This is a genomic window from Bacillus sp. PK6-013 (assembly GCF_054161445.1).
Genome location: NZ_CP096417.1, coordinates 1,214,713 through 1,228,526 on the forward strand (window position 1 = coordinate 1,214,713; position 13,814 = coordinate 1,228,526).

General features: G+C 46.9%; 10 protein-coding genes. 8 read left to right on the top strand and 2 right to left on the bottom strand.

The genetic code is table 11. The features are described 5' to 3' along the window. Nucleotides 1-53: 53 nt before the first annotated feature. The 7 genes from dnaE to M1E03_RS06235 all read left to right on the top strand — a co-directional run bounded on the left by dnaE (nt 54) and on the right by M1E03_RS06235 (nt 10,441). The gene (dnaE, locus tag M1E03_RS06205) at nt 54-3,398 is read left to right on the top strand and encodes a DNA polymerase III subunit alpha (protein WP_020452565.1); all 3,345 of its coding nucleotides are present in this window, start codon (nt 54-56) and stop codon (nt 3,396-3,398) included. Between the two features lie 142 nt (nt 3,399-3,540). Next, complete coding sequence (locus tag M1E03_RS06210) at nt 3,541-4,776, top strand: NAD(P)-dependent malic enzyme (protein WP_020452564.1); 1,236 nt, start codon at nt 3,541-3,543, stop codon at nt 4,774-4,776. A 362-nt stretch (nt 4,777-5,138) separates the two neighbouring features. Continuing rightward, the gene (gene accD, locus M1E03_RS06215) at nt 5,139-6,014 is read left to right on the top strand and encodes an acetyl-CoA carboxylase, carboxyltransferase subunit beta (RefSeq protein ID WP_020452563.1); all 876 of its coding nucleotides are present in this window, start codon (nt 5,139-5,141) and stop codon (nt 6,012-6,014) included. Next, nucleotides 5,999-6,976, top strand: a complete 978-nt coding sequence (gene accA / locus M1E03_RS06220; RefSeq protein ID WP_020452562.1) for an acetyl-CoA carboxylase carboxyl transferase subunit alpha — start codon at nt 5,999-6,001, stop codon at nt 6,974-6,976. Before accD ends, accA begins: the two co-directional genes overlap by 16 nt. 242 nt (nt 6,977-7,218) lie before the next feature. Beyond that, nucleotides 7,219-8,178 carry a 6-phosphofructokinase gene (gene pfkA, locus M1E03_RS06225; RefSeq protein ID WP_020452561.1) on the top strand — a complete coding sequence of 320 codons (960 nt, stop codon included), beginning with the start codon at nt 7,219-7,221 and terminating at the stop codon, nt 8,176-8,178. Nucleotides 8,179-8,202: 24 nt separating this feature from the next. Next, a complete protein-coding gene (pyk, locus tag M1E03_RS06230) occupies nt 8,203-9,960 on the top strand; it encodes a pyruvate kinase (RefSeq protein WP_020452560.1) in 1,758 nt (585 codons plus the stop codon). A 94-nt stretch (nt 9,961-10,054) separates the two neighbouring features. Continuing rightward, nucleotides 10,055-10,441: an FxsA family protein gene (locus M1E03_RS06235; RefSeq protein ID WP_020452559.1), complete on the top strand. Its 387-nt coding sequence runs from the start codon at nt 10,055-10,057 to the stop codon at nt 10,439-10,441. A gap of 42 nt (nt 10,442-10,483) precedes the next feature. Here M1E03_RS06235 and ytvI read toward each other — a convergent pair whose 3' ends face one another. Beyond that, nucleotides 10,484-11,599, bottom strand: a complete 1,116-nt coding sequence (ytvI, locus tag M1E03_RS06240; protein WP_020452558.1) for a sporulation integral membrane protein YtvI — start codon at nt 11,597-11,599, stop codon at nt 10,484-10,486. 101 nt (nt 11,600-11,700) lie between these two features. On the opposite strand from ytvI, the gene M1E03_RS06245 reads away from it, so the two are divergent. Beyond that, the gene (locus M1E03_RS06245) at nt 11,701-12,165 is read left to right on the top strand and encodes a DUF441 domain-containing protein (protein WP_020452557.1); all 465 of its coding nucleotides are present in this window, start codon (nt 11,701-11,703) and stop codon (nt 12,163-12,165) included. Nucleotides 12,166-12,830: 665 nt separating this feature from the next. Here M1E03_RS06245 and bglS read toward each other — a convergent pair. Then, nucleotides 12,831-13,562 (bottom strand): beta-glucanase, encoded by a 732-nt coding sequence (gene bglS / locus M1E03_RS06250; RefSeq protein ID WP_025811000.1) that lies wholly within the window; start codon nt 13,560-13,562, stop codon nt 12,831-12,833. Between the last annotated feature and the right edge of the window lie 252 nt (nt 13,563-13,814).

A 13,814-nucleotide genomic window follows, 5' to 3' on the forward strand; every position in this document is an offset into this window, starting at 1 on the left:
GATCCCATCATATAATGAAAAGAGACGGCTCGAAAAAGGAAGGGGTGACAGAAATGCCTTTTGTTCACCTGCAAGTACACAGCGGTTACAGCTTATTAAACAGCGCCGCTTCCGTAGAGGACCTCACGGCCAAAGCCAAAGAGCTGGGCTACAGCGCAATGGCGCTGACGGATGATGAGGTCATGTACGGGGCGGTGGAATTTTATAAATCATGCAAAAAACGCGGCATCAAGCCGATTATCGGGCTTACAGCCTCAGTTTTAACAGATGAAAAAGAACAGCTTTCATATCCGCTCGTTCTTTTGGCGAAAACAAACAAAGGCTACCAAAACCTGCTGAAAATCAGCAGCGTGTTGCAGTCGAAATCAAAAACCGGCATCAAAGAAAAATGGCTCAAAAGTTATCATGAAGGGCTCATTGCGCTGACAACGGGCGGGACAAGCCATGTTGAAGCGCTGTTGAAAGAAGGGCTGATTGAAGAGGCGAAGAACGCCGCCCTCCGCTGTCTTTCGATCTTCGGAGAGGGCAGCTTTTATTTGTCGTATCAGCCGTACAAGGGCGACCCGCTTCTTTCTGAACGCATTCTGGAGCTCAGCGAACATACGGGAATTCCGATTGCCGCAACCGGCGATGTACGCTACATCGAAAAAGAGGATGCGGCAGCTTATACGTGTTTAAAAGCGATTAAAGCGGGCGAGAAGCTGAACGAAGACATGAAGGCCGAAGGAGATCTGCATCTTGAGCTCAAGCCGCCCGCTGAAATGCTTGACATTTACAGGGATCGTCCGGACGCGTTGGAGAATACAGTCAAAATCGCGGATCTGTGCCAGGTGGACCTGAGCCTTGGCCAGACGCGCCTGCCGAAATATCCGGCGCCTTTCGGCAAGAATGCTGACGATTATTTGGCTGAGCTTTGCTTTCTCGGACTGGAAAAACGGTTCGATGCCGCTCCGAGGGAGTATGTCGAACGGCTTGAGTATGAGCTGAAAGTGATTCGCGACATGGCGTTCAGCGACTATTTTTTGATCGTCTGGGATTTCATGAAGTTTGCCCACGACAACGGCATTATCACAGGGCCGGGGCGGGGGTCGGCGGCCGGCTCTCTCGTCGCTTATACGCTGTTTATCACAGATGTCGATCCGATCAAGCACAAATTGCTGTTTGAACGGTTTTTAAATCCGGAGCGCATCAGCATGCCCGATATCGATATCGATTTTCCCGATACGAGAAGGGATGAAGTCATCCAATACGTGAAAAATAAATACGGGGCACTGCACGTAGCGCAAATTATCACGTTTGGTACATTGGCCGCAAAAGCGGCGCTCCGGGACGTCGGCAGGGTGATGGGCATCAGTCCGAAAGAAGCCGACCAGCTGGCGAAATTGATTCCGTCCAAACCTGGAGTGACGCTGAAAGAGGCGAGAGCTCTTTCTGTTGAACTGGACAAGCGCCTGAACGGGTCCAAGAAGCTTCAGGACATATTTAAAACGGCTCAGAAAATCGAAGGGCTTCCGCGGCATACGTCAATTCATGCGGCGGGCGTCGTGTTGAGCGAGGAGCCGCTGACGAATATCATACCGATACAGGAAGGACATGACGGTGTATATTTAACGCAATATTCGATGGGCTATCTCGAAGACTTGGGACTATTGAAAATGGATTTTCTCGGCTTGCGCAATTTAACGCTCATTGAATCGATCAAAACGCTGATCGAAAAAAGCGAGCGGGTCACCATCGATTTTTCGGCGATTCCCTATGAAGATGAACAGACGTTTAAGCTGCTGTCAGAAGGAGATACGACAGGTATTTTCCAGCTCGAATCAGCCGGCATGAGAAACGTTTTAAAAAGGCTCAAGCCATCAAGCCTTGAAGACATTGTCGCTGTCAATGCCTTGTACCGCCCGGGCCCGATGGAAAATATCCCGCTGTATATCGAACGAAAGCACGGACGGGTTGCCGTGTCTTATCCGCACGAGGATTTGGCCGAGATTTTGAAAGATACATACGGCGTGATCGTTTATCAGGAACAGATCATGATGATCGCATCGCGGATGGCGGGTTTCAGGCTTGGAGAAGCCGATCTTTTGCGAAGGGCGGTCGGCAAAAAAAACAAGGAAATTCTCGATACAGAGAGAAATCATTTTATTAGTGGATGCTTGAAAAAAGGGTATTCCGTACAAGCGGCTAATGAAGTATACGATCTGATTGTAAAATTCGCCAATTACGGTTTTAACCGGAGTCATGCGGTTGCATACAGCATGATCGGCTACCAGCTCGCTTATTTAAAAGCGCATTACCCCCTCTACTTTATGTGCGGCCTCTTGACGAGTGCGATCGGAAATGAGGAAAAGCTTGCTCAGTACATCTATGAAGCGAAAGGGAAAGGGCTGCATGTTTTAGGTCCTTCCATTAATAAGAGCGGCTATCCGTTCGTCGTGGAAAACGGGGCGCTGCGCTACAGTTTAAGGGCTGTTAAAGGCGTCGGGATTTCGGCTGTGAAAGAAATCTACAGGGCGAGAAAAGAAAAGCCGTTCGCAGATTTGTTTGACTTTTGTGTCAGGACTTCTGTGAAAAGCGTGAACCGGAAAACGATTGAAGCTTTAATTTTTGCCGGAGCAATGGATGAATTCGGTGAAAACCGGGCCACTTTGCTCGCTTCTGTCGATGTCGCGCTGGAGCATGCCGAATTGTTTGCAGGAGACAATGATCAGCTCGGCTTCTTTCTCGATGAAGGCTTGACAATTAAGCCGAAGTACGCCGAGACGGAAGAAATGCCGCTCGTCGACCTGCTGGCACACGAGAAGGAGACGCTCGGCATTTACTTTTCTGACCATCCGTTGAGCGTTCACCGCAAGAAGCTGGACCGTGCAGGTGCGCTGCCGATTATTCAGCTGCTCGCCTCCAGCCGTAAAAAGGCGGCTTTGGGCGGACTTTTGACGAAGATGAAGACGATCCGTACAAAAACGGGACAGACGATGGCTTTTCTGGAGCTGAGCGATGAAAGCGGGGAAATCGAAGCGGTTGTTTTTCCTGAACAGTTCAGACAGCTTTCCCCGATCCTGGAAGAAGGCGTATCGCTTTTTGCAGAAGGACGTCTTGAGACAAGGAATGAAAAGCGCCAGCTGATCATCGCCGGGGCATCGCTTGTCGAATCGCTTCATGCTAAAAAGCAGCCGTCCGTCTATATTAAAGTGGAGGAAAGTCAGCACACCCACGATATCTTTAAGAAAATCAGCAGCATCCTGCTTGAACACAAAGGGGAAACGCCGGTCTGCGTCTATTATGAAAAACGGAAACAAACGATGCAGCTGCCGGAAAGCTACAACATCAAGGCTGACCACGCTGCCCTCTACAGGCTGAAAAGCGTTGTAGGTGAGAAAAATGTCGTGCTCAGATAGCAGGTATTTTGAGCATTATTGATCAAAAAAGCGGTCAATTGTGTTATCATTTTTAAGATTCTAGGGTTCGTCTTACAAGAATCTTAAGCAGAAAACGAAGCAAAGTTTTTGGCAAAATTCCCTTGAAGGAGTGTTTGTTAACATGTCATTGAAAGAAAAAGCGCTGCATATGCACAAAGTAAACCAGGGCAAATTGGAATCAAAATCAAAAGTGCAGGTTCGCAATGCGGATGATTTAAGCCTTGCATATTCTCCGGGTGTGGCTGAGCCCTGCAAAGCGATTTACGATGATAACAGCAAAGTATACGATTATACAATGAAGGGAAACATGGTAGCAGTCGTCTCGGACGGAACGGCAGTGCTCGGTCTCGGCAATATCGGCCCTGAAGCCGCCCTTCCGGTTATGGAAGGAAAAGCGGTTCTTTTCAAAAGCTTTGCCGGTGTGGACGCATTCCCAATCTGTTTAAATACATCTGATGTCGACAAAATTGTTGAGACGGTCAAGCTGCTTGAGCCGACATTCGGCGGCGTCAATCTTGAAGACATTGCAGCGCCGAACTGTTTTGTCATTGAAGAACGCCTCAAAAAAGAAACAAAAATCCCGGTGTTTCACGATGACCAGCACGGTACTGCAATCGTTACGGTAGCCGGTCTCGTCAATGCGCTTAAGCTGTCTGGCAAATCGATGTCTTCCGTCAAAGTCGTGGCAAACGGCGCCGGGGCAGCGGGAATTGCCATTATCAAGCTTCTTTATCATTTCGGCGTGCGCGATATCATCATGTGCGACACGAAAGGCGCGATTTACGAAGGCCGTCCGAACGGCATGAACGCTGTTAAAGATGAAGTCGCAAAATATACGAACAAAAACCGCATAGACGGATCGCTCAAAGATGTGATCAAAGACGCCGATGTCTTTATCGGAGTTTCCGTCGAAGGCGCTTTGACAAAAGAAATGGTTGAAAGCATGGCTGACAAACCGATCATCTTCGCCATGGCGAATCCAAATCCTGAAATCATGCCTGCTGAAGCGCATGAAGCCGGAGCAAGCGTCGTTGGAACGGGACGCTCTGACTTCCCTAACCAAGTGAACAACGTTCTCGCATTCCCCGGCATCTTCCGCGGGGCGCTCGACGTCCGCGCGACACATATTAACGAAGAAATGAAAATCGCCGCGGTTGAGGCGATCGCATCACTCGTTTCCGACGAAGAGCTGAGCCCCGAATATGTCATTCCGGCTCCGTTCGATCCAAGGGTCGCACCGGCCGTTGCCAAAGCGGTAGCGAAAGCCGCGATGGAAACAGGTGTTGCACGAATCGATGTCGATCCTGAAGAAGTCGCTGAAAAGACAAGAAAGCTTGCAGTAATTGAAGGAAAATAAAACTCCATTTTTGTGATCAGCGCGTGATTGCTCTGGCCTAAAGAGCCGTCACGCGCTGTTTCTCGAATATGATGTACAGTTTTTCCTCTTATTGGGGACACTTGTAAGGGAATATGCGGGCTGTAAAAAATTTTTTCAAATCGCTTTTCCGGACTTTTGTATCCGCTCTCAAGGCTGATATATCAATTTGTCAGTCTCTAACCGCATCAAGTGCGATTCGGCTGTTTGCCGGTCAAAAATGTCGAATTGAGGATGACACCGTTTGACAAAAAAAGTACAATAGTTTCGGTATAGTGATGTTCTAGTCTATAAACAGGACAGGCATACATGAAGAAAACCCTTCAGAAAAGGGAGGTAATCTTTTGTTAAAAGATATATTCAGCAAAAAGAAAAAAAAATACGCTTCCGTTCCCGCGGAATCAGCAAAGCAAGATGTACCGGAAGGGATCATGACAAAATGCCCGGATTGCAAAAAAATCATGCTCACAAAAGAGCTGGATAAAAACTTAAGGGTCTGCATGAACTGCGGTTACCATCTTCAAATGAACGCGAAGCAGCGTATAAAAAGCCTGCTGGACGATGGCTCCTTTGAAGAATTCAATCAGGATATGATGTCTGAAAACCCGCTGGAATTCCCAGGATACCTTGAGAAACTGCAAAAAGACCGGGAAAAAACATCGCTGAATGAAGCGGTTGTCACCGGAAAAGGGACGGTTGACGGATCTCCGGCAGTCGTTGCCGTGATGGATTCATCTTTCAGAATGGGAAGCATGGGGTCTGTCGTAGGCGAAAAAATTACGCTGGCGATCGAAAAGGCAAGAGAAGAAAAAGTGCCTTTCATTATTTTTACCGCATCAGGCGGTGCGAGAATGCAGGAAGGCCTTCTCAGCTTGATGCAAATGGCTAAAACAAGCTCCGCTTTAAAGCTGTTCAGTGAAGAGCAGGGCTTGATCATTTCGGTGATGACACATCCGACAACAGGCGGTGTATCCGCAAGCTTTGCATCTCTCGGCGATTACAACCTTGCCGAGCCGGGCGCGCTGATTGGCTTTGCCGGAAGAAGAATTATCGAACAAACCATCCGTGAAGAACTGCCTGAGGATTTTCAGACTGCGGAATTTCTGTTAAAGCACGGACAGCTTGATTCCGTCGTTCACAGAGCAGACATGAAAAAAACGCTCGGCAGCATTTTGAAAATGCACCAAACTGGAGGTGATCTCGAGTGGCTGGAGAATTAGAATTTGAAAAACCGGTGGTCGAACTGCGTGAAAAGATCGCCGAATTGAAAAGGTTCACACAGGATTCCGATATGGATTTAAGCTCTGAAATTACGAAGCTTGAAGCTCGTCTTGAAAGGCTTGAAGAAGACATTTATACAAATCTGAAAGCCTGGGACAGAGTCCAGATTGCAAGGCATCCGAACCGTCCGACAACGCTCGATTATATCGAACATCTCTTTACCGATTTTTTTGAATGCCACGGAGATCGATATTTCGGTGATGATGAAGCGATTGTCGGCGGAATTGCCAAATTCCGGGGCCTTCCTGTGACAGTGATCGGCCAACAGCGCGGCAAGGATACAAAAGAAAACATCCGCCGCAACTTCGGAATGCCGCATCCGGAAGGCTACCGCAAAGCGCTCAGGCTGATGAAGCAGGCCGATAAATTTAACAGGCCGATCATCTGCTTTATTGATACAAAAGGAGCATACCCTGGAAAAGCAGCTGAAGAGCGGGGGCAAAGCGAAGCAATTGCCAAGAATCTTTTTGAAATGGCGGGACTCTCTGTGCCGGTCATCTCGATCGTCATCGGGGAAGGCGGCAGCGGGGGAGCGCTTGCGCTCGGCGTCGCAAACCGCTTATTGATGCTGGAAAACTCAACTTATTCGGTGATCTCTCCCGAGGGAGCGGCTGCTATCCTCTGGAAGGATTCAGGACTCGCGAAAAAAGCGGCAGAAACAATGAAAATCACCGCTCCGGACCTTAAAGAATTGGATATTATAGATCATGTTATAAAAGAAGTAAGAGGTGGAGCACACCGCGATGTAGAGCAGCAGGCCGCCTACATCGATGAAGCGCTGAAAAGAGAGCTTAAATCCTTGCTGAAACTGGATAAGAACGAGCTGATTCAACAAAGATATAACAAGTATAAATCAATTGGAAAAATTTCGACTGAAAACCAATTTGTTGGGATAAAATAAATAAACGTGAGGCCTTTGGCTCACGTTTATTTTTTATGGATAAAGGTGAAAAGTGAAAGGATTGTGTCTTTCACCCGCGATTTTTCAAAGAGTTTGCTTAAAATTTATTTAAAAACTTTTTGTTTAATTGTATAATGAGTAAGGTTTTATAGGGATTTTCGGAAAATTTTCATCCCTTTTTCATTGTTTTAGCGGCAATGAACGTGTTAAGGTAAATTATATATGTTTTCGAGGTGAAAAAGATGAAACGTATCGGAGTATTGACGAGCGGCGGAGATTCCCCGGGAATGAACGCGGCGGTCCGCGCGGTTGTCAGGAAAGCAATCTACCATGACGTAGAAGTATACGGAATTTACAACGGGTATTCAGGTTTAATCAGCGGAAAAATAGAAAAGCTTGAAATCGGTTCTGTCGGAGATATCATTCACCGCGGAGGAACGAAGCTATATACAGCAAGGTGTCCTGAGTTTAAAACGGTAGAAGGACGGGAAAAAGGAATAGCGAATTTAAAAAAATATGGTATAGAAGGATTAGTCGTCATTGGCGGAGACGGTTCTTATATGGGAGCGAAAAAGCTGACAGAACACGGTTTTCCTTGTGTCGGAGTGCCGGGAACAATCGACAATGACATCCCTGGAACAGATTTGACGATCGGATTTGATACGGCGTTAAATACCGTTATCGATGCCATCGATAAAATCAGGGATACAGCTACATCCCACGAACGTACATACGTGATTGAAGTAATGGGCCGCCATGCCGGGGACATTGCTTTATGGTCAGGTTTGGCAGGAGGCGCGGAATCCATTTTGATCCCTGAAGCTGACTACGATATGGAAGAAATTATTGCGAGGCTGAAAAGAGGGCATGAGCGCGGCAAAAAACACAGCATCATCATTGTGGCGGAAGGCGTCGGAAGCGGCGTTGAATTCGGCAAAAGAATTGAAGAAGCCACAAATCTCGAAACTAGAGTATCGGTGCTTGGACATATCCAGCGCGGCGGTTCTCCGACTGCAGCAGACCGTGTATTGGCAAGCCGTCTAGGGGCATTTGCGGTTGAACTGCTTCTTGAAGGAAAAGGCGGACGCTGTGTCGGAATTCAAAATAACCAGCTTGTGCATCATGATATCATTGAAATACTCGATCATAAACATACAATTGATCAAAGCATGTACCGCTTGTCTCAAGAACTGTCAATCTAGTGTAAAACCCGAGGAGGAAGCAATATGAGAAAGACTAAAATAGTTTGTACAATTGGGCCGGCCAGCGAAACTGTTGAAAAGCTCACCCAGCTGATGGAAGCCGGAATGAACGTGGCGCGCTTGAACTTTTCCCATGGAGATTTCGAAGAGCACGGCGCAAGAATTAAAAACATTCGCGAAGCAGCCGGCAAGCTGGGAAAAGATATCGGTATCCTTCTTGATACGAAAGGTCCGGAAATCCGCACGCACACAATGGAAGGCGGTTCAATCGAACTGGAAGCGGGTTCTCAGCTGATCGTGTCAATGGAAGAAGTCATCGGTACGCCTGAAAAAATCTCAGTTACATATGATGGGTTGATTCACGATGTATCAATTGGTTCAACGATTTTGCTTGACGATGGACTGATCGGACTTGAAGTCACTGATGTCAACAAGGACAAGCGTGAAATCGTCACGAAAGTAATGAACAGCGGAACGCTGAAAAACAAAAAAGGCGTGAATGTGCCGGGCGTCAGCGTCAATCTTCCGGGAATTACGGAAAAAGACGCTAACGACATTGTGTTCGGTATCGAGCAGGGTGTTGATTTTATCGCGGCATCTTTTGTGCGCCGTCCGTCGGATGTTCTTGAAATCCGCGAACTTCTTGAAGAGCACAATGCGGCAGATATTCAAATCATTCCAAAAATCGAAAACCAGGAAGGCGTTGACAACATCGATGCCATTCTTGAAGTATCAGACGGTCTGATGGTCGCACGTGGAGACCTTGGTGTTGAAATCCCTGCTGAAGAAGTGCCGCTCGTTCAAAAAGAACTGATCAAAAAATGCAATGCGCTTGGCAAGCCTGTTATCACGGCTACCCAAATGCTCGACAGCATGCAGCGCAATCCGCGTCCGACACGCGCGGAAGCGAGCGACGTTGCCAATGCGATCTTTGACGGAACTGACGCGATTATGCTTTCAGGTGAAACTGCTGCGGGAAATTACCCTGTTGAAGCCGTTCAGACGATGCACAATATCGCTTCCCGTTCAGAAGAAGCGCTCAACCATAAAAAGATCCTTTCTGCACGAAGCAAGCAAGTCAGCATGTCAATTACAGATGCCATCGGCCAGTCTGTGGCGCATACGGCAATCAACCTTGACGTGAATGCCATCGTCACACCGACAGAAAGCGGTCATACGGCGAGAATGATTTCCAAATATCGCCCGCAGGCGCCGATTGTCGCAGTTACGGTAAATGATGCGGTTTCAAGAAAGCTGTCTCTTGTCTTCGGTGTTTTCGCAACAAGCGGACAAAACCACAGCTCGACTGACGAAATGCTTGAAAAAGCAGTGCAAAAATCTCTCGACACAGGCATCGTACGCCACGGCGACTTGATCGTTATCACGGCCGGAGCTGTCGGTGAAGCCGGCACAACAAACTTGATGAAAGTGTATGTTGTCGGAGACGTGGTCGCAAAAGGCCAGGGAATCGGACGCAAATCCGCGTTTGGTGAAGTGGTCATCGCTCAAAATGCACAAGAAGCGGATAAAAAAATGAAAGATGGCGCCGTTTTGGTTACAAAAAGCACGGATCGTGACATGATGGCGTCCCTTGAAAAAGCGGCTGCGCTGATTACTGAAGAAGGCGGTTTAACCAGCCACGCGGCAGTCGTAGGCTTGAGCCTCGGCATCCCTGTCATCGTCGGAATGGAAAATGCGACTTCCATTCTCAAAGAGGGAGAAGACATTACGGTCGACTCCGCCCGCGGAGCTGTTTACAAAGGACGTGCAAGCGTACTTTAATCGCTTATTGAAGAAGAAGGGAAGCTTTCCCTTCTTTTTTTGCAGGCGACAGGGCGGCCGTTCGCTTCCATATTAGAATTATGAGGTGAAGACAATGAAGTTTTTCTTATTATTTCTCGTCATTTTTCCAGCGAGTGAAATCGGTCTGTTCCTCTTGTCCGCTAATTGGATCGGTGTCTTGCCGACCGTTTTGCTGATCATCTTGACGGGATTTCTCGGGGCCGCTCTCGCCAAAAAACAAGGAATCGAAGTTTACTACAAAGTTCAGCGCGATCTTCAGTATGGAAAAATGCCTGGGGATGCGATTTTGGACGGGCTTTGTATTTTCATAGGCGGCATGCTGCTTTTGCTGCCCGGCTTTTTATCGGATATCATCGGTTTACTGCTGCTGCTGCCGGCAACGCGCAGCCGTTTCAAACCGTTCATATCCCGCAAGCTGAAGAGGATGTCTGAAGGCAGGCGGATTAACATCATCAAATAACCCGATAAGCGGCGGCCCGCATTGGAAAAAGCAGGCTGCCGCTTATTTTTCATTTCCTTTAATAAACTGCCATACGTCTTTAAAAATACCTGTTGTAAAGAGAGCCTGAATGAGAACGAGAAGGGCGGGGCCCATGATCAATCCGAGAAAGCCAAACAATTTGAAACCGGCAAACAGCGCGATCAATGTTCCCAAAGGGTGAAGTCCGATTGACCGGCTCAAAATCTTCGGTTCGGCCAGCTGCCTGAAGACGAGCACGACGATGTACAGGACTCCGAGGCCGATCGCGAGCGGCAGCTGCTTGGATGCTGCTAAATAGACGATCCACGGCACAAATACAGACCCCGCTCCCAAATACGGCAGCAGGTCGACCAGCCCGATGAGAAAAGCGATGGCGACAGCATGATTAACCTTCAACACAGAAAGCCCGATCAACACCAGCACCATCGTCATCGCCACAAGGGTAAGCTGGGCCTTCACAAAGCCTGCCAGCGCTCTTTTCAATTCCGCATAGACAGCCGCTGCACCCGAGATCAGCCGATCAGGAAGAACAGACCGCGCCTTGTTTTGTATTTTATGCAAATCTTTGCTGATAAAAAAAGTGGCTAGGAGCGAAAAGATCAGCACGGCCGCCATATTCGGCAGAAAGGCGAAAAAGAGGGGCACCATCTCAAGAATTTTTGAAAGAAACAAAGCGGTGCCTGATGCGAGTTCACTGCCCAAATTTTGGACCTGTGTAATGATCGATTCCTGCTGGGCGGCTTCGAGCCCGTCAAAAAAAGCGGCAAGCTGATTATACAGCGGCATGATTTGATTCGTAAAAAAAGATTCGATATAAAGAGCGGCTTTATTAAACTGGACGGGGAGTATTTTAGCCAAATGAGCCGTTCCAGAGACAATCTCGGCAACGACCAGGGTCAAAAAGCCGGCTCCGGCGATCAAAAAGCCGCATAGCACGATGCCGACATTAACGCCTCTCGGGAGCCCGGTCCGCTTATCGAGCCATTCCACAAAAGGGTTGATCATGATGGCGAGAATAAGCGCAATCACAAAAGGATAGGTTAACGGAAAAGAGTAGTAGCCGACCGCTCCGCAAGCAGCGGTCAAAAACAGCACATACACTGCCCGAAGCGCAGCTGTGAGATAGGATTGATTCAATTCTGCATCCTCCTGATATTAGAAAGCATGTCCTTATTTCATTTTATTCTTGAGTCCTGTTATTATGAGAAAGGTCATAAAAAAATGGAGTTGAATACAGCATGTTTACTCAAGCTAATTTATTTTTGATCCTGCTTTTGGCCATCGCATTAATCGCGAAAAATCAGTCGTTGATCATCGCGGTATCCGTCCTGCTTTTGATCAAGCTGACCGGCCTCGATCAAAAGCTGTTTCCGGCCATCCAATCCAAAGGGATTAACTGGGGAGTTACCGTTATTACAATAGCGGTCCTTGTGCCGATTGCCACTGGAGAGATCGGCTTTAAACAGCTTGGCGAAGCGATGAAATCATATTACGCATGGATCGCACTCGGGGCGGGCATTCTCGTAGCATTGATCGCCAAAAACGGGATCACATTGCTCGCGGAAGACCCGCATATCACCACCGCTCTTGTATTTGGAACGATTTTAGCGGTCGCTTTATTCAAAGGCGTTGCCGTCGGCCCGCTCATCGGTGCCGGGATCGCCTATCTTGTCATGCAGGCCGTCCAGCATTTTACATCTTAGAAATGCGGGCCAGCTCCCCCTGTTTCAGGGGGTTTTTTAGTTTGAAAAAAACGTTCGCAACTAAAAATAAACATACATAACGCAGTTAAAACTCCTAAAAATCTGTAAATAGAAGTCAGCTGGTGCAAAAAAATATGGCCCTCTATAAAAGAGGGCTCAGTTTGTCAAAAACCTGTGTGGGGAAATATGACCGTTTATTTCGAATTTGTGGGTTTTTATTTGTGGAGTCTTCAGCAGGTAAGCTTGGATAAAAAGAAAAAATGATCTATCGTCTCTTTCGGGCTGAAACGCTTGCATCAGTTATCGCATCCTTTATTATGATGGCTGTCGAATTGCGAGTGCTGTTCAGTGCCGGATATTTTTTCTGCTAACTGAGACGCCGGATATGATTGCGGCGCGGACGGCAGCAAGTGATTTTAGTGAACGAAAAAGAAAAATTGCTAGAAAACAGAAAGAAATTGAAGAAACCATCAAAAAATTGAAGGATATGAAGATGTCATTTTCACAAAAGAAAGAGAACTAAAGAAGCAAAAAAAGCAAACCCAGGAAGAGGGCTGTCATCATCTCGATAAGATTGTATAAAAGACTAATCATGCCAACAACTTCTCATTACAATCATAAGAGCCTGGTTAGGTTGAGGCTGCAGGCTCTTATCATTTTTGACATTATTTTTTTGTATAACGCACCCAGTCGTAATGAGCGTATAGAGGTGTTACACCATTGTAGGAACCGAGCCAGTCATCGACACCAATACCATTCCACAAGTTCATCATGATCTTTCCTGGCGTAGTCGGAATTTGGCTCGTCGCGGTATGTTTTAATTGCCCATCGACATACCATTTAATCGAGTTTGGCTGCCAATCGAACGCATACGTATGATAGGCATTGGATGCATCAAATCCGAGATCCACAAGCTTCTCATGGTTTCCTACACCATTCGTATAGTAGTTAAACTGAACCTTTGTTGTGTCTTTTCCTAAAAATTCGATATCAATCTCATCCCAAGGAGTTCCATCTGTTGGACCTGTGTAAGTGAAGAACGATGAAACGATCCCTACGTTTTTAGCTGGTTTCATTCTGACTTCATAAAGTCCATATCCATATGTTTGAACAGAGCGATTTTCCCCGCAGTCAAACTTGTTATAAGATGGACTTGTTAGCCCCAAACGCATTTCACCTAATGATGTCATTGATACGTTATTTGCACGCCAAGTGCAGTTGAACACACCTCCATTCGAATAACCATTTGCTTTCTGCCATACACCGGAGTTATAGCTGTTAAAAGGGTCAAAAAACGATCCGCCTGCTTGAGCCGAGGCAGTAGAAGTGACTGCAGACAAACTCAAAAACAATCCGGTGACAAGAAGCAGCAACACTCGTTTCATACGATAAGGCATGTGGCATTCCCCTTTCTTTGAAAACGTTTTCTTTATCGATCATACCTGATTCTTTTAAAAGGGAACATCAGTCAAAATAATGATAATAACTTTTCATTCATAAAAACTCCCCCCGTTTGTTTTAAAACGGATGAAGGGGATTTGCTGTAAAGTAACAAGTAAAAGATTTTATCTCTTTTTCTTTTGTTTATAAATTTATTATAGGTGAAAATCATAAACCGATTAGTATGAAAGAACTGGAGGAATACGTCT

Bases quoted from the DNA above. Each gene is read 5' to 3' on its own strand.
- dnaE (WP_020452565.1), top strand. From the start codon at position 54: ATGCCTTTTGTTCACCTGCAAGTACACAGCGGTTACAGCTTATTAAAC.
- M1E03_RS06210 (WP_020452564.1), top strand. From the start codon at position 3,541: ATGTCATTGAAAGAAAAAGCGCTGCATATGCACAAAGTAAACCAGGGC.
- pfkA (WP_020452561.1), top strand. From the start codon at position 7,219: ATGAAACGTATCGGAGTATTGACGAGCGGCGGAGATTCCCCGGGAATG.
- pyk (WP_020452560.1), top strand. From the start codon at position 8,203: ATGAGAAAGACTAAAATAGTTTGTACAATTGGGCCGGCCAGCGAAACT.
- M1E03_RS06235 (WP_020452559.1), top strand. From the start codon at position 10,055: ATGAAGTTTTTCTTATTATTTCTCGTCATTTTTCCAGCGAGTGAAATC.
- M1E03_RS06245 (WP_020452557.1), top strand. From the start codon at position 11,701: ATGTTTACTCAAGCTAATTTATTTTTGATCCTGCTTTTGGCCATCGCA.
- bglS (WP_025811000.1), bottom strand. From the start codon at position 13,562: ATGCCTTATCGTATGAAACGAGTGTTGCTGCTTCTTGTCACCGGATTG.